This window comes from Halobacillus sp. HZG1, assembly GCF_035818575.1.
In the GTDB taxonomy this organism is placed as follows: domain Bacteria; phylum Bacillota; class Bacilli; order Bacillales; family Halobacillaceae; genus Halobacillus; species Halobacillus litoralis.
In genome coordinates this window covers 1-23,307 of sequence record NZ_JAYLVQ010000046.1, presented here as the reverse complement: position 1 = coordinate 23,307, position 23,307 = coordinate 1, and the positions used below count along the sequence as shown (strand labels likewise).

The window sequence follows — 23,307 nt, the reverse complement described above, 5'->3', positions numbered from 1 at the left end:
TATGCATCCACTGGCTGAACGAATCCAAAAGCAGGATATGAGGGCGCTTGCCCGAGCGATTACGTTGATCGAGAACGAAGATGAAGAAAAACTTTCACTGATGAGTGATGTTTTTTCTATACAAAAACAAGCGCATTACATTGGCATAACAGGTTCACCGGGAGCAGGGAAGAGCTCGCTGATCAATCAATTGCTCACCTTTTTAAGAAAGCAGAATCTCACCGTCGCTGTCATAGCGGTCGATCCGACCAGTCCATTCAGTGGAGGGGCACTGCTTGGAGATCGTACGAGGATGAACCAGCATTTCCTCGACCCCGGCATCTTCATAAGAAGCATGGCGACAAGAGGGAGCCTCGGTGGTTTAGCCCGGGCGACTAAAGACAGCATTCGTGTGTGTGATGCTTACGGTTTTGATGTCGTTCTCGTTGAAACGGTCGGTGTCGGTCAGTCTGAGCTCGATATTATGAAAGTTGTGGATACGACAGGGCTGGTGCTGACTCCTAATAGTGGAGACGTCCTTCAGATTTTCAAGGCGGGAATCATGGAAATCGCGGACCTCTTCATCATCAACAAAGCAGACTTGCCAGGAGTGAGGAAGCTAAAGTCCACCCTTGAAGAATACATGATGATCGTTCAACCAGAAGGATGGGAACCGCCCATCGTTCAAACGATTTCAACTGAAGCCAAAGGGATGGAAGAACTCTATGAAAGCATGAAAAGCCACCGTGAGTTTCTGTATGAGACGAACAAAGGGGCGGAACGACGCAAACAGCAGCTTCAGCTGGAAGTGTATGATTTGATTCGGGAAGAGATCTGGCGGGACGTCAAGGGTGAGATTGAAAAAGATGAACAGAAGCTCGAAGTTTTTCAAAACCCGGATACGGATCCTTATGAATTGGCCCGGTCCTGGTTTCGTGAATGGGTAAGGAAGGGGGAGTAAGTTTGGCTGAAAAACAAGTACCTTCAACCATTAAAGATGAAGCGCTCGTTTCTAAGCGTAGAAACCAGATGATCAAGGGTGCGGTCACTCTTTTTATAGAAAAAGGGTTCCATAAGACGACGACCCGCGAAATCGCCAAGGCTTCTGGATTCAGTATCGGGACCCTCTATGAATACATTCGAAAGAAAGAGGATGTTCTGTTTCTCGTCTGTGACTCCATTTATCAGCGGGTCAAAGAGCGGATGGAGGATGCCATTGATCCTCACCAGACGAGCGTACAAAGCCTGGTCCATGCCATTCGCTCCTACTTTCAATTGATGGATGATATGCAGGATGAAGTACTCGTCATGTATCAGGAAGTCAAGTCCCTGCCACGGGATGCTCAGGATTACGTGTTGCAAAAAGAGCGCGATATGGTGGCGATGCTCGAACAAGTCATCATCAACAGTCTTCCGGGAGAACACCCGGAGGAAGAAATCAAGCTGATCGCCAACAATATCTTTGTCCAAGGGCAGATGTGGGGATTCCGCCGCTGGATTCTTCAACGCACGTTCACCATTGAAAGCTACACCGATACACAGATTCAATTGTTGTTAAAAGGTCTCGATAAAGAAGAAACACTCCAATAGAAAGGAAGATCGGATATGGAACAACCGACAGTCTATAAGCCGAAAAACCCTGTCCGTTTCGTGACGTCCTCGAGTCTCTTTGACGGTCATGATGCATCTATCAATATCATGAGGCGGATTCTTCAAGCGACAGGGGCAGAGGTCATTCACCTTGGTCACAACCGTTCCGTTGAGGAAGTAGTCAATGCGGCCATTCAGGAAGACGCCCAAGGGATTGCGATCTCTTCGTATCAGGGAGGACATGTGGAATACTTTAAATACATGGTCGACCTGTTGGAGCAGAAGGGGGCAGGACACATTCGCGTTTACGGTGGTGGCGGAGGTGTCATCATCCCTCGTGAAATTAAAGAACTTCATGAGTACGGCGTAGCGCGCGTGTTCTCGCCTGAAGATGGTCGTACACTAGGCCTTCAGGGCATGATTAATTTAATGATCGAAGAATGCGATTTCCTGCCACCTCTTGATGTAGAAAAAGGTGTCGAGGGCCTCTCATCCGGAAATCATCAGTCCATCGCCCGTTTCATTACTTATGTAGAGAATACGCCGAAGAAAGAAAGGGAAGCCGTGGCGGCATTCGAGACGGCTGTTGAGAAAATACAGGAAAAAACGATTCCTGTTCTTGGAATCACAGGTACAGGGGGAGCGGGAAAGAGCTCGCTTACAGATGAATTGATCCGCCGCTTCATCAATGAAATTCCCGATAAGAAAATCGCGATTTTATCTGTCGATCCTACCAAAAAGAAAACAGGCGGGGCCTTACTAGGCGACCGCATCCGTATGAACGCCATTTTCAACCCACGTGTATATATGCGCTCTTTGGCAACCAGAGATGCCCGTTCCGAACTTTCAACAGCGGTTGAAGAAGCCATTCAAGTCGTTAAAGCGGCTGGTGTCGATTTCATCATCGTTGAAACAAGCGGGATTGGCCAGGGGGATGCAGCGATTACTGACATCACCGACTTATCAATGTATGTCATGACAGAAGAATTCGGTGCGCCATCACAGCTTGAGAAAATTGATATGATCGATTTTGCTGATTTTATTGTCATCAATAAATTTGAACAAAAAGGATCGGAAGACGCTTTTAATCAAGTGAAAAAGCAGTATCAGCGCAGCCATATGCTTTTCCATGAAGACGACAGCAAGTTCCCGGTTTATGGGACGATTGCAAGCCAGTTCAATGACCCTGGAACCAATACATTGTTTGCGGCGATCGTCGATCAGTTGAACGAAAGATTCTCCTGGGAAGATGAAACCTCTTTTTCCGGCCTTGAGAAGGTAGAAAAGCAGAACGTCATCATTCCCAATGAGCGCAAACAATATTTACGGGATATTGCCTTGGCCGTCCGCAATTACCATAACGAAACAGAAGACCAGGCAGAAAAAGCGCGCAAACTCTATCAGCTGAAAGGTACGGTTGAGCTCGTAGAGGATGAGGCAACAAAAGAAAGTCTGCAGCGCTTGATTGAAGATTACGAACGCCACCTTTCCCGTGATGCAAAAGAGAAGCTGGAAGACTGGGATGCCCTTCACGAGCGTTATAGCGGAGATACGTACACCTTCAAAGTGCGTGATAAAGAAATTACTATGGATATTACGACAGAGAGCCTGAGTGGAACGAAGGTTCCGAAAGTCGCGCTTCCGAAATATACCGACTGGGGCGACCGTCTGTCGTGGCTGCTACGTGAAAATGTTCCAGGTGCGTTCCCGTTTACCGCCGGAGTCTTTCCATTCAAGCGCAAAGGGGAAGATCCGAAGCGTCAGTTCGCTGGGGAAGGAACGCCGGAACGGACCAACCGACGCTTCCATTATTTATCGGAGGGAGACGAAGCGAAACGTCTGAGTACAGCTTTCGATTCTGTCACCCTATATGGAGAGGATCCGGATGAGCGCCCGGATATCTACGGAAAAGTCGGAGAGAGCGGTGTCAACATTTGTACGCTGGAAGATATGAAGAAACTGTACGACGGATTTGACCTTGTCGACCCGTCCACATCTGTTTCCATGACGATCAATGGTCCGGCACCGATCATTCTTGCTATGTTCTTCAATACTGCCATCGATCAGCAACTTGAAAAGTTCAAGGAAGAAAACGGCCGTGAGCCGAATGCTGAAGAAGCGGCGTCCATCAAGAATCAGACCATCAATGTTGTCCGCGGTACGGTACAGGCAGATATTTTAAAAGAAGATCAAGGACAGAACACATGCATCTTCTCCACTGAGTTCGCGCTTCGCATGATGGGCGATATTCAACAGTACTTCATCGACAACGAAGTACGCAATTATTATTCCGTATCCATTTCCGGCTATCATATCGCGGAAGCAGGTGCCAATCCGATTACACAGTTGGCCTTTACATTAGCCAACGGGTTCACGTATGTCGAGTATTACTTGAGTCGAGGTATGGACATCAACAAGTTCGCACCCAACCTGTCGTTTTTCTTCTCCAACGGTTTGGATCCAGAATATACGGTCCTCGGTCGTGTAGCACGTCGTATTTGGGCGATCGTGATGCGGGATAAATACGGAGCTAACGAGCGAAGCCAGAAGTTGAAGTATCACATTCAAACCTCCGGCCGTTCCCTGCACGCGCAGGAAATTGACTTTAACGACATCCGTACAACATTGCAGGCGCTGATCGCCATCCAGGATAACTGTAACTCCTTGCATACGAACTCCTACGATGAAGCGATTACGACACCGACAGAGGAATCTGTTCGAAGAGCGATGGCGATTCAGATGATTATCAGCAAAGAGTTCGGGCTGACGAAAAACGAAAACTCTCTGCAAGGTTCCTATATCATTAGAGAGCTGACCGATCTTGTTGAAGAAGCGGTATTGCAGGAGTTTGAACGCATCAATGACCGCGGCGGCGTTCTCGGTGCGATGGAACGCCAGTATCAAAGAGGCAAAATCCAGGAAGAATCTCTTTATTATGAAGGGAAAAAGCATTCGGGTGAACTTCCGATCATCGGCGTGAACACATACTTGAATCCGAACCCGCCTTCTGAAGAGGAAATCGACTCCATGGAACTTGCACGTGCATCCAAAGAAGAAAAAGAGCACCAGATTACAGAATTACGCAACTTCCAATCGTCACATGAAAGTGAAGCCGGGGAAGCATTGAATCGTTTGAAACAAGCGGCTTCAGGTGGAGGAAACATTTTTGAAGAATTAATGGAAACCGTCAAAGTCGCGAGCCTTGGTCAAATTACGAACGCACTTTATGAAGTTGGCGGTCAGTACAGAAGGAATATGTAGCGATTGCTAATATATGTAGCGAAATCGCTAAAATAATGATGAAGCCAGTTAATATATAGTAGAAGGTCGCTAATATATTGTCTGAACCTGCTAATAAAAAAATTAGCCCTCGCTAAAATGCTAGCGAGGGCCATTCTTTTAGTGACCACCGACCTGATCATCGTCATGAGCCTGATTCACTTCGGTTACATAAGGTTTTTTCATTCCATACCATTCATAAGTAAGGTTATATGTTTCGCCTTCTTTTAACAGCATCCAAGTACTCGTATCTTTGACGTGGATTTTCTTGTCATCCACTTCTACAAAATAACCTTCATCATTATGAGTTTTAGATGTGATTTCTGCTTCTTCTTTATGTTCCTCATGGATCATACCGAAGCTTGTAAATAGCCAAATGCCTATGGCTAAGGCGGCGATAATGGAGGCCACCCAGTTAAAAGGATGATTTTGCACAGTTCGTCTCTCCTTCTCTCGATCAATTCTACTTTTATTTTAAATTAAAATAGCTGGAACACCAACCTATATGTCTATCCTCTATTTTATATCGAAAGTTTAAATTCATGTAGGTTTGGCTAGAAAAGGTAAGGAAGACTCTATTTGATTTTTATAAGGCCAAATCATATAATGGATGGTATGATTAAATGTGATTCGTATGCCCATGAGGTCACTTATTCTATTTTGTTTATATAAAGGAGTGCTGGACCGTGAGCTTAAAAGAAATGAGCCGAGAGCAAATTGAAGAAACTTCCATGATTGTACTGGCTACTAAAATCCTAGAAGAAGAACGTGAAGCGATTGACTTTAATGAAATCTTCAAGCGCATTGCAGACATGAAAGGTTTTACTGATGCGCAGAGAGAACAATACATCGCCCAGTTCTATACGGACATGAATATCGACGGTCAATTCATGACTATCGGGACGAACCGTTGGGGCTTGAAGAAGTGGTATCCGGTAGAGCAAATGGAAGAAGAGATTGCCAACCTTCCACAAAAACGTAAAAAGAAGAAGAAAAAGAAGAAAAAGCCTTCCAAGCTGCTTGAAGATGAGTTGGGTGTATCCGAATTCGATGATGCAGAAGAGGACGAGCTTGAGGATGACCTTGAGCTGACAGATGAAGATTTAGATCTTGATGATGACGATGACTTCGAAGGTGATTATGAAGAGGATGACCTGGATGAAGAAGAGGAAGAAATTGTAGAAGATGACATCAGTTTCATCGGAGATGACGACGAAGAAGAAGAAGATAAATAAGGTGGTTGACTTTTAAAAGTCAAATCAGTAGAATCTTATTTGGGCTCTTTAATTTCCTTAAACGAAATTTCCAAACGCTCCCCGAGAGAGGGGAGCGTTTTTTGTTTTTTATATACGATATCACAAGAGGCGCCTTGGTTATGGCTAAGGCGCCTGTGCTTTTGTATCATTCAGCGTCCAAGCTCCTCCTTCTGGCATGAAGTTTCGCCATGGAGCTCATCCTGGGCGCTTGTGGTTTTATGTAAATGCCCCTTATCAAATCGCAAGGATTAGTGAATAACTAAATAAGACAAATAGAGAAAGAGGGATTCAACGTGGCAACAAAATACATTTTCGTAACTGGCGGTGTCGTATCATCTTTGGGTAAAGGAATTACGGCAGCATCTCTAGGTCGTTTATTAAAAAATCGGGGCATGAAGGTAACGATCCAAAAATTCGACCCGTACATCAACGTAGACCCGGGGACCATGAGCCCTTATCAACACGGTGAAGTATTCGTAACTGATGATGGAGCTGAAACAGACCTTGACCTTGGTCACTATGAGCGTTTCATTGATATCAATCTGAATAAATTCAGCAACGTGACGACAGGTAAAGTCTATTCCAACGTGATTAAAAAAGAGCGTCGTGGTGATTATTTAGGAGGGACGGTCCAAGTCATCCCTCACATTACGAACGAAATCAAAGAACGTGTCTTCCGTGCGGGTCACGAAACGAACGCAGATGTCGTCATCACGGAAATCGGTGGTACGGTCGGGGATATCGAATCCCTTCCATTCCTTGAAGCGATTCGCCAAATCAAAAGTGACATTGGCCGTGAACATGTCATGTACCTGCACTGTACGCTTGTTCCTTACTTGAATGCAGCAGGGGAAATGAAGACAAAACCGACGCAGCATAGTGTGAAGGAACTTCGCTCCCTGGGCATCCAGCCGGATGTCATCGTCCTTCGTACAGAAATGGCGATTTCAGAAGATATGAAAGAAAAAATCGCTCTGTTCTGCGACATTAATAAAGATGCAGTGATTGAAGCTCGAGATGCTGATACCCTATACAATGTACCGATTACTTTGCAGGAACAAAAACTGGATGAGCTGACATGTCAGCACTTCGGTTTAGATTTACCACCAGCGGACATGACAGAGTGGAACAAGCTGATTGACCAAGTGAAAAACCTTCAGCACAAAACAACCATTGCGCTTGTCGGTAAGTATGTAGAGCTTCCGGATGCTTACATCTCCGTAGTAGAAGCATTAAAACATGCCGGTTACAGCTACGATTCCGATGTAGACGTGAAATGGGTGAACTCTGAACACTTGAACGCCCAAAATGTTGCAGATGCACTTCAGGGTGTAGATGGAATCCTTGTTCCTGGAGGCTTTGGAGACCGAGGAATCGAAGGAAAAATCGATGCGATTCGTTATGCGCGTGAAAACCATGTGCCTTTCCTTGGAATCTGCCTTGGTATGCAGCTCGCAACCGTCGAATTTGCCCGTAACGTCCTAGGCCTGAAAGGTGCGCATTCAGCAGAAATCGATCCGTCCACGGAGCACCCGATCATCGACCTTCTTCCAGAACAAAAAGAAGTGTCTGATCTTGGTGGTACCCTTCGTCTTGGAATCTATCCATCCCGCCTGCAGCCAGGTACCAAAGCGATGGAAGCATACGGAGAAGAAGTCGTATACGAGCGTCACCGTCACCGTTTCGAATTCAACAACCATTACCGTGAACAAATGGAAGCGGCAGGATTCAAATTCTCCGGTACAAGCCCGGACGGCCGTCTTGTTGAAATCATCGAGGTGGAAGATCACCCATGGTTCGTAGCCAGCCAGTTCCACCCGGAATTCAAGTCACGCCCGACCCGCCCACAGGAACTATTCCACGGCTTCGTCGGCGCAGCAATGAAAACCAATCAATAATAAATAAAAAAGAGCCGATGTCCCTGAAAGGGGGATCGGCTCTTTTTTTAAGAGTTCTTTAAGTATATGGCAGGATTGTGGAAGACTCAGTTTCGAGATGTTTTTTGAGTGGATGGGGGCTGCGGGGAATAACTCGCTTTCCGCGGGAGCGCGTTGAGCCTCCTCAGGCTGACGCCTTCCGGGGTCTCACCTAGCACTCTTTTCCCGCAGGAGTCTCGCCATTCCCCTCCGCCCCTTTGCTATATCAGAGTCTTGAAACCACTACTTAAGTAATCACCTTGTATGGTTATGAGAAGTGAATGATATAAACTTTACCCCGTTGACGTTTAGCGTACGCAAATACTTGAAACAACGCACTAAATGCCAGTCTAGGGGAGAAGGGTTGGAACCTTACAGGTGTTCTAATCATCCACTTCCTTCAACCATTCAAGCTGCCCTTTTTAGAAGGGGTTTCGAGACACTTATAAGGTAAAGGGGCGGAGGGAAACGGTGAGACTCCTATGGGACGTGTGGGACAGGTGAGACCCCAGTAGGCGTAACCTGAGGAGACTCACCGCCCATCCCATGGAAAGCGAACCTTTTCCCGGAGCCCCTAGAATCACACAAAAGTCTCGAAACTGAGTCATCAAGTCTAGGGAGTTTTAGTGAAAATAAAAAAGGATGGTAGGGACCATCCTTTTTTGTTGCTCCTGATGTGTTTTTCTTGGTTCTCTCTTTTAAGAAAGAGGGAAGTTAAGGTGTAATAGTAAGGATAGACCCAGGAGAAAACCATAAATGGTGTTCGTCTGCGCCGTTGCCTTCATGGCAGGCATCATTTCCAGTGGTTGTGTTTTTCCTATAAATCCCTGAATGGCTTTCGTTGCTTTTATTACACTAAAGAAGGTAATGATCGACCATAAAGGCAGTGTGCCCAAAATGATCAACACACCTGTCCAGATAAAGGCTGTAAGGAAAAGTGAACTCATGAAAATGATGGATCCTTTGTGGCCGAAAAGAATGGCCAGCGTTTTTCTTCCGTTTTCGGCATCTCCAACGCGGTCTCTGATATTGTTGGCTAACAAGATGGTCCCCACAAAAATGGCTACAGGAACTGAAACGATAATCACTTCAGCGGTAATTGATAAAGTTTGAATGAAATAACTGATTCCAATAATGATCGTTCCCATGAAAAATCCTGCGGTTATTTCACCAAATGGCGTATAGGCGATAGGTAATGGCCCTCCAGTGTAAAGATAGCCGAACAGCATGGAAACCAATCCGATGACAGCAATCCACCAGCTTGAAGAGGCACAAATGTAAACGCCTAGTACTCCTGCAAGTATAAAGAAAAGATAAGCTAATGAAAGTACCGTCTTAGGGTTTATACCGTCTCGCACAATGGTACCGCCGATTCCCACTGAACGTTCATTATCTAATCCGCGTTTATAATCATAATACTCATTAAACATATTCGTAGCTGCTTGAATGAGGATGGAGGCGAGCAACATGGCGGCAAACAACCAGAAGTTGATTGTTTGTTCCATAGCCGCAAGCATGGTCCCGACAAAAACTGGGACAAAGGCAGCCGTCAGTGTGTGGGGGCGCAACAGGCGCCACCATACTTGGAAACCTTCACGTTCATTCAAGGAAGCTTTTATGTTTTGGTTCTGAACAGAGCTCATTGGTGTTCTCTCCCTTGTCACTATACTCTCGTTATTATAACAGTTTAATTTTAGGGAAACCGTCCTGGAGTGTCAATCAATGTAAGAAAATGTTGGTTTTAAAGCAAGATTCCTTGAGTCAAGAGAAAAAAGAGAATAAAATAGAGAGTGATGCATGCACACAAAGGCGTCAATTTGCTGTGTGTGGAGAGAGTAGAAAACGTCCCTTAAAGAATGGGAGGAATATATATGCTTCATACGAAGGCCCCTCATATAGAAGAAATGATAGGGGAAGCTCTTCAGAAAGCACATCATCTTGGGGAACCTCTATTTATTAGTATAGTTGAACATATAGATGAACAAGATCCCTTTCAATTTTTTGAAACGGGTCTGCATATCGCTCAGCACCGCTCATTTTGGCAGAGTGCTGAAAATGATCTGACTATGGTCGGAATAGGCAAGGCCAGTCAATTGTATGCAAAAAGTAAACAACGGTTTCGTGAAGTCCAATCCTTGTGGAACCATCTGCAGGAAAATGCGATGCTGCATGATGATTACAATAAAAAAGGCACAGGAATGGTCGCTCTGGGTGGGTTCAGTTTTGACCCTGAACAAAAAGAGGCCACACCATGGGAAGCTTTTCCTGATAGCCAAATGACGATTCCTGCTTTTCTCCTCACGAAAGTAGATGGAGAGTCTTATTTAACGATCAATGCCCTGATTTTTCCTGAAGATCATCAACAACAGATCACTACTCAAATACAAGAGCATCGGGACCACCTTCTAAAGGAAGGTGAGTTGGCGGGTTCGCTGCCTGTCGTCGACCAGACCTTTGAGGTTGCTCCTGAGGCTTGGAAAGAATCAGTGAAAAAAGCGACGGATGATATTTCAGCAGGCTTGATGGAAAAAGTTGTCCTCGCAAGAGAGCTTCGCGTTACGTTCAAAGAGGACGTTCATATCACCGCTGTTTTAAAAGCTTTGGCTGATACCCAGCCAAACAGTTATATTTTCTGTTATGAAAGTGAAGGGGATTACTTCATTGGGGCGACCCCTGAAAGGCTTGCCAAAGTCGAAGACAGAGAACTTGTATCCACATGTCTCGCAGGGACTGTCCCACGTGGTAAGAGCCAGCAAGAAGATCTAAAACTAGGTGAAGAATTGCTTGGTGACCCTAAAAACCGTCAAGAGCATCAATTTGTAGTGGAGATGATCAAAGAAGCGGTAGAAGCCTGTAGCAGCCATGTAGAAGTACCTAGCAGACCTGTGCTTTACCCGCTCCGGAACCTGCAGCATTTGTACACACCAGTGAAAGCCGTATTGGATCAAGGCTATACTTTGCTTGATGTGATTGAAAGGCTGCATCCGACTCCTGCTCTCGGGGGAATGCCCCAGCAAGTTTCGGTAGAGTATATTCGTACAAATGAAACCTTGAACAGAGGATGGTATGCGGGGCCGATCGGTTGGTTTGACGCACAGGATAACGGTGAGTTTGCTGTAGCGATCCGGTCCGCTCTGATTCAGCAAAAGGAAGCTTCTTTGTTTGCTGGGTGTGGTGTAGTCGAAGATTCAGACCCTGAAGCAGAATATGCAGAAACAGCTGTTAAACTAAAACCGATGATGGATGTACTGGGAGGGTCAGAATGGGACATGTAGAAGCTCTATCGAAATATGTGACTCATTTTGTAGACCAGCTCGTGTTCTCGGGTGTCGAGCATGTCGTTATATCACCAGGTTCCAGGTCTACTCCATTAGCCATGACTTTCGCTGAGCATTCCGAGGTGAATCACTGGGTTCACCTTGATGAACGCTCAGCTGCTTTTTTTGCTTTGGGAATCGCTAAGCAAGAACGAAAGCCTGTCGCGCTTGTCTGTACGTCTGGGACGGCAGCTGCAAACTACTATCCAGCGATCGTGGAAGCTTATTATAGTCGGATCCCCCTCGTTGTGTTAACGGCTGACAGGCCGCATGAGCTGAGAGAGGTGGGGGCGCCTCAAGCCATTAATCAGATACAGATGTATGGCAACTATGTTAAGTGGTACCAGGATTTAGCATTGCCAGAGGAGAACAACTTTCCTTATGCAAGGCAACAAGCCGCTAGAGCAATGGAAGAGGCGGTTTCCGGGCAAGGTCCTGTGCATCTGAATATTCCATTCCGGGAACCCTTAATCCCGGACTTCGAGCTGGAAGAGGCGTGGCGTGGTAGCCTCCGGCCAATTCCGAAAGCTCAAAGGGGAAGTTTAGCGATGCCGGACGATCAGGTTAAGCAATTATTTGAACATCTGGCTAAAGGGGAGAAGGGGTTACTTGTTGTAGGGCCGCAAACGGATCCCCACTTAGCTGAGGCCGTTACGGAACTCGCCTCTCGTCTAGGTGTTCCTGTATTTGCCGATCCTTTATCACAGCTTCGTACAGGGAGTCATGATAAGAGGAATATCATTGAAAATTATGATGCTTTACTTAAATCTCCTTCGATTAAAGGTCAAGTGGTCCCCGACTACATCGTTCGGTTTGGAGCTATGCCTGTTTCCAAAGCTTACTTGAAATGGATCAAGGAATATAAAGAACAAATCGATCACTATGTGGTTGATGATCAGCGGGGTTTTCGTGAGCCTGCAGGCATTGGAGCGACTTTCATTTGGAGTGAACCCGTTAATTTGTGTGAAAGCTTATCCAGTTTTATGCCAGACGGGAACGTGGAGACATCGTGGCTTTCAAGATGGCAGCAGATGAACGTTTTAGCAAAGAATGAAATGCTGCTCGATCCTGAGCATTCGCTCAATGAAGGGCATGCAGTCGTTTATTTGGCAGAAACCATGCCGGATGATTCTAACCTTTTTGTAGGTAATAGTATGCCGATCAGGGATGTTGACAGTTTCTTCATGTCTTCTCCAAAGAATGTTCAGCTAATGGCGAACAGAGGAGCTAATGGAATTGATGGTGTGGTGAGTACAGCAATTGGAACAGCAGCCACAGGCAAACATACGACGTTATTGTTAGGGGATATCTCTTTCTTTCATGACTTGAACGGACTATGGATGGCAAAGAATAAGAAAATCCCGTTGACCATCGTTGTGATTAACAATGATGGAGGTGGCATATTTTCTTACCTCCCTCAATCCAAACATACCGCTCACTTTGAAGAGCTCTTTGGCACTCCTTTAGGTCTGGATCTCGGTCCAGTCATCGACATGTATGGGGGCACACACAGAAAAGTAACAACCTGGGAGTCTTATAAACGTGCTCTGGCTGAAAGTTATGCCAATCCAGCACTGAATATTGTTGAAGTGATCACGAATCGTGAGGACCACGTAGCGTTTCACAGAGAGCGATGGGCTAATGTAGAAAAAGCGGTTTTGAATTGGAGCGAGAGTTTATGAGAATGCGGGTGAACGATAGAGAATACTGGGTCGAGGATGAGGGGGAAGGACAGGCACTCCTTATGCTGCATGGTTTTACTGGCAGCACTTCAACTTTTGACTCCGTCACCTCCCGTTATGAAGGATCCTATCGGTTAATAAAAGTGGATTTGCCTGGTCATGGAAAGACAGGGGCCATCGGTATGGTAACAATGGAGCGCTTTTGCCGGGATCTTAAAGCGATACTGGATCATATGGGGTTAGAAAAGGTGTCCTTGCTAGGGTATTCCTTGGGAGGTAGAACAGCTCTATCCTTTGCTATGCTCTATCCGGAATATGTCGAGCGGCTAATACTCGAAAGTGCTTCTCCAGGTTTACCTACAACCGATGAACAATTGTCAAGGCAAGCAAAAGATAAAGGAATCTCGGAAAAATTGATGGAAGAAGGAATCGAATCGTTTGTAGACTTCTGGGAAAGCCTCTCCCTGTTCAATTCACAACGGAATCTTTCTGATGATGTGAAAGAAGGGTTGAGAAAAGAACGCCTGGATCAGACGCCTAAAGGACTATCTGAGTCGCTTCTAGGTATGGGGACAGGTCACCAGCCATCATGGTGGGATCAGTTATCTTCGCTCATTTGCCCGGTTTTATTAATCACAGGGGAAGAAGATGAGAAGTTCCGAAGCATCAATGAGGAAATGGCTCAACGTTTCGCTCATGCCTCTCATCGAGTCGTGAAAGATGCTGGTCACACCGTCCACCTTGAGAATCCTGGGATTTTTGCTAAAATTGTAGATGGCTTCATGATAAAATGAAAATTGTAGGAAAGCGTTTTTTCATGAGGAATATACGAACTGAATGTAGAAAAAGGAGGAAATACTATGTCTTTTGATTGGGTTAGTGAACGCGAATACGAAGATATTATGTATGAAAGATTTGAAGGAATTGCCAAGATTACGATTAACCGTCCGGAAGTTCGTAATGCCTTCCGTCCGCAAACGGTACATGAGTTAATTGATGCATTTGCTTATGCTCGTGATGACTCCCGAATCGGAGTTATTGTTCTTGCAGGAGCTGGTGATGACGCTTTCTGTGCTGGTGGAGACCAGAAAGTACGTGGCCATGGTGGTTATGTGGGTGATGACCATATCCCTCGTTTGAATGTACTTGATTTGCAACGTTTGATCCGTGTCATTCCGAAACCAGTAGTAGCGATGGTTTCCGGTTACGCAATCGGTGGTGGACATGTCTTACATATCGTCTGCGATCTAACGATTGCTGCTGATAATGCCATCTTCGGACAAACAGGTCCTAAAGTAGGAAGCTTTGATGCTGGTTATGGCGCAGGATTACTTGCTCGTATCGTCGGTCATAAGAAAGCCCGAGAAATTTGGTACTTGTGCCGTCAGTACTCTGCGAGAGAAGCGGAAGAAATGGGACTAGTCAACACAGTAGTACCATTGGAAGATCTTGAAGCTGAGACTGTACAATGGGGTCGTGAAATGCTTGAGAAGTCACCGACGGCTTTGCGTTTCCTGAAGGCTTCTTTCAATGCCGATACAGATGGTTTAGCTGGTCTTCAACAAATGGGTGGAGACGCTACTTTGTTGTATTACACAACAGAGGAAGCCAAAGAAGGACGCGACGCCTTCAAGGAGAAAAGAAAGCCTGACTTCGATCAGTTCCCTCGCTTCCCTTGATTCGTCTAAATATATGAAATCATGTAAGAAGGGGCATCCTGTAGAAAGGATTGCCCCTTTTGTGATTGAAGGGTCACGATAACAGAACAAAGTAAAGGAAGGGTTGAAATGGGCGAACGTATCCCACATTGGTTAGATAAACAGGCGTCATTAAATCCACAGCGTCCGGCGATAGAAACACCGGACGGTAGAACCATCAGTTTTTCCGAACTAAGGGAAAAAAGTCGGGGGATGGCCTTTGCTCTTATGGAAAGCGGGGTGAAGCAGAATGACCACGTAGCCTTATTAGCAAGCAACAGTACGATGTACGCGGTTTTCATTCACGCGTTAAGCTATATCGGAGCGGTAGCTGTTCTTTTGAATACGAGACTGACGCCCGCTGAAATTGAGTACCAGCTTACGGATGCTCATGTTTCACACTTATATTCTGAAGGAAGCCATATGCCGATTGCTGTAGAAGCGGTAAAAGATCTGAATCTTGACGTCCACAGCCTTGAGCATGTAAAAACGGAAAAAGAAGGACTTCAAGAACTTCAGACGGACCTTGATCTCGATGACGTTTACACCATGATGTTCACGTCAGGGACGACAGGGAAGCCGAAAGCAGTCATGCATACGTACGGTAATCATTGGCACAGTGCGCTTGCGTCGGCATTGAATTTAGGAGTCTATGAGAAGGACAAATGGCTGAACTGTTTACCTTTATTTCATGTGGGTGGCTTTTCAATTCTGATGAAAAGTGTCATTTACGGCATGCCGATTATGCTATTGGAAAAGTTTGATGACCGCATGGTTCAAGAGGCTATTCTGAATAAAGGGGTTACGCATGTGTCAGTCGTAACGGTCATGCTGCAGCGTTTATTAGAAACGCTTGATCATGGTACATATCCAGACCACTTCCGCTGTATGCTTCTTGGAGGTGGTCCTGTTCCGAAGGGAATATTGGAAAAGACATCAGCAAAAGGAATACCTGTTTTCCAAACCTATGGAATGACAGAAACTTCCTCACAAATTGCCACCCTCAGCCCGGAATTCGCTTTCTCCAAGCTTGGATCAGCAGGTAAGGCCTTAAGCTCTGCGCACCTTTATATAGACTGTAACGAGAGGGGAGAAGTTGGTGAAATCATCGTTCGAGGTCCCATGGTGTCGAAAGGGTATTACAACCGTAAGAAAAGGGAAGGCGATTACTTGCGGACGGGCGATCTCGGATTTGAAGATGAAGATGGATTTTTGTATGTCGTGGATCGGGTGAAAGACGTCATCATTTCAGGAGGGGAAAACATTTATCCGGCAGAGGTAGAAAGCGTATTATCCTCCATGCCAGGCGTAAGAGAAGCAGGTGTAGCCGGACACCCCGATGAACATTGGGGAGAAGTTCCTGCAGCATACATTGTAACTGAAGAGGGAATCAGCTTGACTGAAACAGAAGTGCTGGACTGGTGCAGAGAACGTTTGGCAAAATATAAATGCCCGAAAGAGATCCATTGGATCGATGAACTTCCGAGAAACGCTTCGAACAAACTATTACGTAGACGCTTGTCATCCTCCCCCATGCAAGGAGAAGACGAATGATAATCCATACCGTTCGTTTAAGGAGAGTTTCTTTACCACTCAAAACTCCCTTCATCACTCACCAGGCTAAATTAAAAGAACGTCCACTTATCATTGTGGAGGTGAAGGATGATGCAGGCCGCATAGGTTATGGAGAAGTAACAGCCTTTCCGGAACCTTTTTACACTTATGAAACGATTAATACTGCCTGGCATATTCTTGAAGACTTCCTGATTCCATCTCTCTTGAAAAATGGAGCGGACCACCCTTCTGATTTTGCAGAACAAAATGACGGGGTGAAAGGTCATCCGATGGCAAAAGCAGGTCTGGAAGCAGCTTTGTGGGATTTGTATGGGAAACAAGCAGACAGAAGTATGGGCGATTTACTTGGGGGGACGCGCTCATCTGTAAGGGCGGGGGCAGTCATCAGCTTGGGGGATTCGTTAGAAAAGGATGTAGCCAGGCTGAAGGAAGATGGCTTTCAAAGGTATAAATTGAAAGTGGTTAAAGGAAAAGAAAAGGAAGCGATAGAAAGAGTTCGACAAATCGATTCGGAACTTCCAATCATGATTGATGCTAACGGTCAATACAATCCCGAAGATATGAGTCATTTGCGTTCGATCGATGATTATGGGTTAACAATGATTGAGCAGCCTTTTAGGGCAGGAGATTTTTATTGGCACAGAAAGTTGCAGAAGGAAATGAAGACACCCATTTGTTTGGATGAGTCCATCATGTCCTTTCAAGATGCCTTCCAAGCAGTTGAACTTGGAAGCTGCCAAATCATCAACATAAAAATTAGTCGCGTCGGCGGGTTGACAGCAGCGATTCGAATCCATGACTTCTGTCAATCGCGGGGAGTACCTGTATGGTGCGGAGGGATGGTGGAATCCGGTATATCCAAAGCGCATAACCTTGCTTTAGCTTCCCTTCCAAATTTCACGATCCCGGGCGATTTGTCCGGTTCTACCAGGTATTTTCATAAAGATCTTGTTTACCCTGGAATTGTTATGCATGAAGGCACCATCGAAGTTCCTAAGAAAGCGGGAATGGGTATAAATGTGGATGTAGAATATTTGGATGAAGTAACGCTCACGTACAAGACGTTTTCTTGATCCACCTATTTGTAATAGGTTTCCTCTCTGTGGTTCACACTAGGGAAGAGGAGGGTGAACGATGGATAAGGATAAGTATTACATCAACATTGGAACTAGAGAAATCTCACTTAATCATGATGCAAACAATGACGATTTCACGATTTATGCGACAGAAGAAGAAGTGAAAGCTTTAAGAGAAGTTTTTGATGAGATTCATAATGCAGACGCAGAGTCTTTCTGGCGGTCGCACGTACCATTTAACCCCTATCATAATGATCATGCAAACGATGAAGCGGATCTTGATATGAAAAAAGCGTTTCAAAAGATTTATGACCTTGGAGATGAAACGACTAAACATCATATCACTGAGATGGGTGTATTGAATGAATAATTGAACCGCTTCTTAAACAAGAAGCGGTTCTCTATGCTGCATCAGAATATTCCGATCATATCTTCCATTTCCTCTGCGTGATTTAAAATGTTCTGAGGGATTTATGTACTGGTGTTTTCACCCATCCAACCCCCTGTAGGATTTGTGATGGACAAGCCTTGAATAGTATTGCTCTTTTTCCTGTCCCATAGTTTCAATAGTCTGGTGAAAAGCCTCAATGGTTGAATGAATGGGAATGCAACCGTCTGGAAGCCCGATGTTTCCTTGCTCGTCCATCTTGATGATTTGTTCAGTTTCCGTTTTAACAGCATAACGTTGTAAGTTTTGGTTAACCTCATAAGCTTCGAAGATATTCCCTTCAATCTTACCACCTTTTTCACTGGGACAAGCACTTAGGGAAAGGATCAAAAACAGACTCATCATTGTTACATAGGTTCGCTTAGCCATAATTGCTCCCCTTCTTTTGCTTTTTTTCTTGTAGGCATGAGAAGGATCAATTGATTCATGTTTCTGTATATTTTTACAATTTTTACAGGAAAGAGAGAAGTTTGTCTGCTGACCGGTTTGTATTTAGCGTGGCTTGTGGTACGATTTAAACAGGTGAAAGACAGAACGTATATCAAGGATTAAAGGCAGTTGAGCAGACATGAAAACATTTTATGATTATTACCACAACCCTGTCCGGTTATCTTTTGAGGATCATCCTTTTTCCGAGACGCCGAAACACGTGTGGGTGATATGCCGATACAAGGATCAATGGCTGCTCACCAAGCATAAAGATCGTGGTCTCGAATTTCCGGGTGGAAAAGTTGAAGAGGGAGAATCAGCGGAAGACGCCGCTGTTCGTGAAGTCAAAGAAGAGACAGGAGCCGTTATTTCTCATTTATCCTATATTGGTCAGTACCATGTAGAAGGTAAAGGGGGGACGGTCATTAAAAACGTGTATTTTGCTATGATTGATTCCATCGATGATCAGGATCATTACTTTGAGACGCACGGACCAGTATTGTTCCGTCATCTCCCGCGCAATTTAAAATCGAATGATCGTTTCAGCTTCATGATGAAAGATGAAGTGTTGCCCGAGTGCTTAAAAAAGGTAGAAAAGTTCAACTGAACTTTTCTACCTTTTTTCTTATGTTTATTTAACTATCTGTCAGGATAGATGAAGGCTCAGTTTCGAGGTATTTCCGTGGTTCATTACGTGGCTTCTGCGCCAGGAGTGGTTGGGAAGCTACTCGCTTTCATCGGGCTAGGCCCTGCGGATCTCGCCAATCTTCTTTCTCCCGCTGGAGTCCCGCAGCCCTAACCTACCGAACAATCGTCTCGAAACTGATTCTTCAAGAAAAGGGAGATTTTGTGGAGTTAGGTGGATGATATAGAGAAGGCGCCGTTGGATATCCAACGGCGCCTTCCTTTATATGAGGAGATGAGGAAACATGTGTTATGACCTGTGGTAGGTCGGTCCTGCTTTTTTGATTTCTTCGCTTGCATAAGTGAATTTCTTGAAGTTTTCGTGAAACTTGTTGGCCAAGGACTTGGCATTTTCATCATATGCATCAGCGTCTGCCCATGTTTTTCTCGGAGATAACACTTCATCCGGAACCCCGGGGCAGTGTGTAGGAATATTCAAGCCGAAAAATGGATCTTGATAAGTGTCAGCAGAGCTTAACTCTCCCTCCAATGCGGCATGAATCATGGATCTTGTATAGGACAATTTAATTCGCTGTCCTTCCCCATAAGATCCTCCTGACCAGCCTGTGTTCACCAGATAAACGTCTGCATTGAACTGGTCAATCTTTTCACCTAGCATTTCTGCATAAGTGGACGGCGGGAGAGGTAGGAATGGTGAACCGAAGCAGGCAGAAAAAGTAGCTTGTGGTTCTGTAATTCCTCGTTCAGTCCCTGCTAGTTTACTAGTATATCCACTCAGGAAATGATACATCGCCTGTTCTTTCGTCAACTTGCTGATAGGTGGTAGGACACCTGTTGCATCAGCTGTTAAGAAGATGATAGCGTTCGGATGACCAGCAATACTCGGCTGTACAGTATTGTCTATATGCTCTAAGGGATAAGCTGCTCGTGTATTTTCAGTGAGACTTGTGTCATTGTAATCGGGCTGATGGGTTTGTGGGTCCAGTACTACGTTTTCCAGTACAGAGCCAAAGTGAATGGCATCAAAGATTTGTGGTTCCTTTTCTTGAGAAAGGTTGATACATTTCGCGTAACACCCGCCCTCAATATTAAAGACCCCATAGTTTGACCATGCGTGTTCATCATCACCAATCAACCTACGTTTTGGATCGGCGGATAATGTCGTCTTTCCTGTTCCTGAGAGACCGAAGAATAAAGCCACGTCCCCTTCTTTCCCTACGTTGGCTGAACAGTGCATAGGCAGTACGTTCTTTTCAGGGAGGAGATAGTTCATGACAGAGAAGATGGACTTTTTAATTTCTCCTGCATACTCCGTACCACCGATTAAAACGATACGGTGTTTGAAAGAAATCATGATAAAAGCTTCTGAATTCGTACCATCAGTTTGAGGATTAGCTTTGAAGGTTGGAGCTGATACCACTGTAAACTCCGCCTCATGATCTTCTATTTCCTGCTCATCCGGTCGAATGAACATTTGCTGTGCAAATAAGTTGTGCCAGGCGAACTCTGTAAGTACTTGAAGAGGAAGACGGTATTTTTCGTCTGCTCCGGCATAGCCTTTAAAGACAAACAGTTCATTCTTTTCTTTTAAATAATCCAACACTTTATGATAGAGTTTTACAAACGTTTGATCATCTATGGGCTGGTTGACAGTTCCCCAGTGGACTTTATCTTGTGTTACATCATCCTGGACGATGAATTTATCTTTCGGAGATCTACCAGTATAAGTACCCGTCGTTGCCTGGATGGCCCCTTTTTCTGTCAGGGTACCTTCATTACGGTATAAAATCTTTTCCACTAAGTGTGGAACAGATAGCTGATGATGGACATGTTCTTGTGCAAGTAAAAGATTCAGTTCAGACATTTGATTTATGGTACTCATATGTGTCGACCCGCCTTTGCATTTAATTATGATCAACCTAATGTGAGATTAGTATAACACATTGAATTCTTTAGTCCATACTATACGTGAAAAAGCTTACATTTTATTTATTCTGAATTATCAAACGAAAAACCTGCTCTTTTGTTCAACAATCTGGCAGGATTGTGGAAGACTCAGTTACGAGACTTTTGTTGAGTGGAGGGGGCTGCGGGGAATAGCTCGCTTTCCGCGGGAGCGCGGTGAGCCTCCTCGGACTGCGTCCTGTGGGGTCTCACCAAGCACTCTTTTCCCGCAGGAGTCTCGCCATTCCCCTCCGCCCCTTAACCAAGTAAGGTTCTCTATACCACTATTTAGAAAATCACCTTGTGTAGTTATGAGAAGTTAATGATATAAACTCTATCCTAATTAACGTTTAGCATACGCAAATATTTGATACAAAGCACTTTATGCCCACCTAGGGGAGAAGAATTGGAACCTTACTTATGAATACAGCTGTTCGAATCATCCACTTCCCTCAACCATTCATGCTGCCCCTTTTAGAAGTGGTTTCGAGACACTTAAAAGGTAAAGGGGCGAACCTTTCCCGGAGCCCCTAGAATCCCACGAACATCTCGAAACTGAGTCTTCCACAATCGGGAGCTTATATGGAAGAGTGAATTATTTCTTACTTTGAAAAAAGTATCTAATAATATATGTGAATTTCATTCAAACGTTTACTAAATGCGAATACGTTAGAATGAGGTGGAATTCAATTGACAATAAATGAGGTTTTCGATACGATAACGAAGAACGGATACTCTCTTATCCAGAGTTGGTGGAGGGACAGGCCCTTTGAAACCCAGCAACCGTCATCGACATGACACGGTGCTAACCTGAAGCAAGGAGTACATGCTCCTTGGACGATAAGAGCGAAAGGAAGCAGCCCCTTTCCTCGAATAGGAAAGGTTTTTTTCTTTTTATAAGGCTTTTTCCAAACAGGGGATGAGCACAACTGATCGCCTGTAGCCTTTAATGAAGAAATATTCGAATAGGAAAACCTGTATATATTCCTATGTAAATGCTTCATTGGTTGTGAAAAGAGGCAACAAGAACATATATGAAACTTATAAAAGTTTCTGCACATACTGGTAAAGAGTTCCGTCTAATACTTTGTACTTACAGAAGGAGGAGTTTTTAAGAATGCCTGCAAACCGCCGGTTATTCACATCAGAATCTGTTACGGAGGGACATCCGGACAAAATTTGTGATCAGATTTCTGATGCGATTTTAGATGAAATTTTAAAAAACGACCCTAACGCTAGGGTTGCATGTGAGACAACAGTGACAACGGGACTTGTATTAGTTTCTGGTGAAATTAGTACAAATACTTATGTAGATATTCCATCCATCGTCCGTCAGACGATTAAAGATATCGGTTATACTCGTGCGAAGTATGGGTTTGATGCGGATACATGTGCTGTTCTGACAGCAATTGATGAGCAATCTCCTGATATTGCCGGAGGCGTGGATGTAGCTCTTGAATCCCGTGAAGGGAAAATGAGCGATGATGAAATCGAATCGATTGGTGCAGGAGACCAGGGATTAATGTTTGGTTTTGCTAATAATGAAACCAAAGAACTGATGCCTTTGCCAATCTCCCTGGCTCATAAACTATCTAAGCGTCTATCTGATGTTAGAAATGATGGTACACTTGAGTATCTTCGTCCAGACGGAAAAACGCAGGTGACGGTAGAGTACGATGAAAACGACCAGCCTGTGCGCGTGGACACGATCGTTATTTCTACCCAGCATGCGGAAGAAGTGACGCTTCAACAAATCCAGGAAGACTTGAAAAAACACGTGATCCAGCCGATCGTACCTGAAGGATACATTGATGAACAGACGAAATATTTTATTAACCCGACCGGACGCTTCGTCATTGGAGGCCCACAAGGGGACGCCGGACTGACTGGAAGAAAAATTATCGTCGACACCTATGGTGGATATGCTCGTCATGGAGGGGGAGCTTTCAGTGGTAAAGACGCTACGAAAGTTGACCGTTCTGCTGCTTATGCTGCTCGTTATGTTGCAAAAAACATCGTAGCTGCTGGACTTGCGGATTCAGTAGAGGTTCAGCTTGCTTATGCTATCGGAGTAGCACAACCTGTTTCCATTGCCATTAACACAAATGGAACAGGTACAGTTTCTGAGGAAAAGTTAGTTGAAGCTGTACGTGAACTATTCGACCTGCGTCCAGCTGGCATCATTAAGATGTTAGACCTGCGCCGCCCTATTTACCGACAAACAGCTGCATATGGTCATTTCGGACGTACGGATGTGGAGTTCCCATGGGAGCGCACAGATAAGGCGGAAGAATTGAAGGCACGCTGCCAATAATAAAAAAACCGTTCCAACATTGGAGTGACACAGTTAAATAAGACTCAATAAAACACCTAGGCTGCCATTACTCTGAATTCAATTGGAGTATGGCAGTTTAGTTTTTTAAAAGGTCGACAATAATTGTAGTAATACATGTACGTTTCTACTTTTTCACGTA

General features: G+C 44.8%; 19 protein-coding genes and 1 riboswitch. Of the genes, 14 read left to right on the top strand and 5 right to left on the bottom strand.

What is annotated here, in order from left to right:
- Position 1 precedes the first annotated feature (1 nt).
- From meaB to icmF, 3 genes are read left to right on the top strand one after another with little or no spacing between them, the layout of a single operon-like run.
- Complete coding sequence (meaB, locus tag VKA52_RS07125) at positions 2-940, top strand: methylmalonyl Co-A mutase-associated GTPase MeaB (RefSeq protein WP_326314747.1); 939 nt, start codon at positions 2-4, stop codon at positions 938-940.
- A gap of 2 nt (positions 941-942) precedes the next feature.
- Complete coding sequence (locus tag VKA52_RS07120; protein ID WP_160910872.1) at positions 943-1,569, top strand: TetR/AcrR family transcriptional regulator; 627 nt, start codon at positions 943-945, stop codon at positions 1,567-1,569.
- 15 nt (positions 1,570-1,584) lie between these two features.
- Positions 1,585-4,830 carry a fused isobutyryl-CoA mutase/GTPase IcmF gene (gene icmF, locus VKA52_RS07115; RefSeq protein WP_326314746.1) on the top strand — a complete coding sequence of 1,082 codons (3,246 nt, stop codon included), beginning with the start codon at positions 1,585-1,587 and terminating at the stop codon, positions 4,828-4,830.
- Positions 4,831-4,968: 138 nt separating this feature from the next.
- On the opposite strand, the gene VKA52_RS07110 is transcribed toward icmF, so the two are convergent.
- Entirely contained in the window at positions 4,969-5,283 is a 315-nt protein-coding gene (locus VKA52_RS07110; protein ID WP_160910876.1) for a hypothetical protein, read from the bottom strand.
- A gap of 251 nt (positions 5,284-5,534) precedes the next feature.
- On the opposite strand from VKA52_RS07110, the gene rpoE reads away from it, so the two are divergent.
- Positions 5,535-6,083 carry a DNA-directed RNA polymerase subunit delta gene (gene rpoE, locus VKA52_RS07105; protein ID WP_160910878.1) on the top strand — a complete coding sequence of 183 codons (549 nt, stop codon included), beginning with the start codon at positions 5,535-5,537 and terminating at the stop codon, positions 6,081-6,083.
- A gap of 314 nt (positions 6,084-6,397) precedes the next feature.
- Entirely contained in the window at positions 6,398-8,002 is a 1,605-nt protein-coding gene (locus VKA52_RS07100; protein ID WP_160910880.1) for a CTP synthase, read from the top strand.
- A 716-nt stretch (positions 8,003-8,718) separates the two neighbouring features.
- On the opposite strand, the gene VKA52_RS07095 is transcribed toward VKA52_RS07100, so the two are convergent.
- On the bottom strand, positions 8,719-9,663 hold the full coding sequence (locus tag VKA52_RS07095) for a 1,4-dihydroxy-2-naphthoate polyprenyltransferase (RefSeq protein WP_326314743.1): 945 nt from the start codon (positions 9,661-9,663) through the stop codon (positions 8,719-8,721).
- A gap of 228 nt (positions 9,664-9,891) precedes the next feature.
- Here VKA52_RS07095 and VKA52_RS07090 point away from each other — a divergent pair, with 228 nt between their 5' ends.
- The 7 genes from VKA52_RS07090 (at position 9,892) to VKA52_RS07060 (ending at position 17,737) form a co-directional block, all read left to right on the top strand.
- Complete coding sequence (locus tag VKA52_RS07090) at positions 9,892-11,295, top strand: isochorismate synthase (protein WP_326314742.1); 1,404 nt, start codon at positions 9,892-9,894, stop codon at positions 11,293-11,295.
- Positions 11,283-13,019, top strand: coding sequence for a 2-succinyl-5-enolpyruvyl-6-hydroxy-3-cyclohexene-1-carboxylic-acid synthase (gene menD, locus VKA52_RS07085; protein WP_326314741.1), 1,737 nt, complete (start codon positions 11,283-11,285; stop codon positions 13,017-13,019). The genes VKA52_RS07090 and menD overlap by 13 nt, the downstream gene beginning before the upstream one ends.
- Before the next feature lie 2 nt (positions 13,020-13,021).
- Positions 13,022-13,813, top strand: a complete 792-nt coding sequence (gene menH / locus VKA52_RS07080) for a 2-succinyl-6-hydroxy-2,4-cyclohexadiene-1-carboxylate synthase (protein WP_326314740.1) — start codon at positions 13,022-13,024, stop codon at positions 13,811-13,813.
- A 66-nt stretch (positions 13,814-13,879) separates the two neighbouring features.
- A complete protein-coding gene (menB, locus tag VKA52_RS07075) occupies positions 13,880-14,698 on the top strand; it encodes a 1,4-dihydroxy-2-naphthoyl-CoA synthase (protein WP_089654878.1) in 819 nt (272 codons plus the stop codon).
- A gap of 108 nt (positions 14,699-14,806) precedes the next feature.
- Complete coding sequence (locus VKA52_RS07070; protein ID WP_326314739.1) at positions 14,807-16,270, top strand: o-succinylbenzoate--CoA ligase; 1,464 nt, start codon at positions 14,807-14,809, stop codon at positions 16,268-16,270.
- Positions 16,267-17,364, top strand: coding sequence for an o-succinylbenzoate synthase (gene menC / locus VKA52_RS07065; protein ID WP_326314738.1), 1,098 nt, complete (start codon positions 16,267-16,269; stop codon positions 17,362-17,364). Before VKA52_RS07070 ends, menC begins: the two co-directional genes overlap by 4 nt.
- Positions 17,365-17,425: 61 nt before the next feature.
- On the top strand, positions 17,426-17,737 hold the full coding sequence (locus VKA52_RS07060) for a hydrolase (RefSeq protein WP_206947725.1): 312 nt from the start codon (positions 17,426-17,428) through the stop codon (positions 17,735-17,737).
- Between the two features lie 117 nt (positions 17,738-17,854).
- Here the strand turns inward: VKA52_RS07060 and VKA52_RS07055 are convergent, their stop codons facing one another.
- Entirely contained in the window at positions 17,855-18,184 is a 330-nt protein-coding gene (locus VKA52_RS07055) for a hypothetical protein (RefSeq protein ID WP_326314736.1), read from the bottom strand.
- A 199-nt stretch (positions 18,185-18,383) separates the two neighbouring features.
- Here VKA52_RS07055 and ytkD point away from each other — a divergent pair, with 199 nt between their 5' ends.
- Positions 18,384-18,851: an RNA deprotection pyrophosphohydrolase gene (gene ytkD / locus VKA52_RS07050; RefSeq protein ID WP_160911765.1), complete on the top strand. Its 468-nt coding sequence runs from the start codon at positions 18,384-18,386 to the stop codon at positions 18,849-18,851.
- 327 nt (positions 18,852-19,178) lie between these two features.
- Here ytkD and pckA read toward each other — a convergent pair whose 3' ends face one another.
- Positions 19,179-20,771 (bottom strand): phosphoenolpyruvate carboxykinase (ATP), encoded by a 1,593-nt coding sequence (gene pckA / locus VKA52_RS07045; protein WP_160911767.1) that lies wholly within the window; start codon positions 20,769-20,771, stop codon positions 19,179-19,181.
- Between the two features lie 798 nt (positions 20,772-21,569).
- A riboswitch (SAM riboswitch) is annotated at positions 21,570-21,680 on the top strand.
- 270 nt (positions 21,681-21,950) lie between these two features.
- On the opposite strand from pckA, the gene metK reads away from it, so the two are divergent.
- The gene (metK, locus tag VKA52_RS07040; RefSeq protein ID WP_160911769.1) at positions 21,951-23,147 is read left to right on the top strand and encodes a methionine adenosyltransferase; all 1,197 of its coding nucleotides are present in this window, start codon (positions 21,951-21,953) and stop codon (positions 23,145-23,147) included.
- A gap of 56 nt (positions 23,148-23,203) precedes the next feature.
- Here metK and VKA52_RS07035 read toward each other — a convergent pair.
- On the bottom strand, positions 23,204-23,307 hold a 104-nt coding region (locus VKA52_RS07035), incomplete at its 5' end, for an IS3 family transposase (RefSeq protein WP_326313771.1).

Bases quoted from the DNA above. Each gene is read 5' to 3' on its own strand.
- menB (WP_089654878.1), top strand. From the start codon at position 13,880: ATGTCTTTTGATTGGGTTAGTGAACGCGAATACGAAGATATTATGTAT.
- VKA52_RS07090 (WP_326314742.1), top strand. From the start codon at position 9,892: ATGCTTCATACGAAGGCCCCTCATATAGAAGAAATGATAGGGGAAGCT.
- meaB (WP_326314747.1), top strand. From the start codon at position 2: ATGCATCCACTGGCTGAACGAATCCAAAAGCAGGATATGAGGGCGCTT.
- pckA (WP_160911767.1), bottom strand. From the start codon at position 20,771: ATGAGTACCATAAATCAAATGTCTGAACTGAATCTTTTACTTGCACAA.
- VKA52_RS07070 (WP_326314739.1), top strand. From the start codon at position 14,807: ATGGGCGAACGTATCCCACATTGGTTAGATAAACAGGCGTCATTAAAT.
- ytkD (WP_160911765.1), top strand. From the start codon at position 18,384: ATGAAAACATTTTATGATTATTACCACAACCCTGTCCGGTTATCTTTT.
- metK (WP_160911769.1), top strand. From the start codon at position 21,951: ATGCCTGCAAACCGCCGGTTATTCACATCAGAATCTGTTACGGAGGGA.
- menC (WP_326314738.1), top strand. From the start codon at position 16,267: ATGATAATCCATACCGTTCGTTTAAGGAGAGTTTCTTTACCACTCAAA.
- menD (WP_326314741.1), top strand. From the start codon at position 11,283: ATGGGACATGTAGAAGCTCTATCGAAATATGTGACTCATTTTGTAGAC.
- VKA52_RS07095 (WP_326314743.1), bottom strand. From the start codon at position 9,663: ATGAGCTCTGTTCAGAACCAAAACATAAAAGCTTCCTTGAATGAACGT.
- VKA52_RS07055 (WP_326314736.1), bottom strand. From the start codon at position 18,184: ATGGCTAAGCGAACCTATGTAACAATGATGAGTCTGTTTTTGATCCTT.
- VKA52_RS07060 (WP_206947725.1), top strand. From the start codon at position 17,426: ATGGATAAGGATAAGTATTACATCAACATTGGAACTAGAGAAATCTCA.
- icmF (WP_326314746.1), top strand. From the start codon at position 1,585: ATGGAACAACCGACAGTCTATAAGCCGAAAAACCCTGTCCGTTTCGTG.
- menH (WP_326314740.1), top strand. From the start codon at position 13,022: ATGCGGGTGAACGATAGAGAATACTGGGTCGAGGATGAGGGGGAAGGA.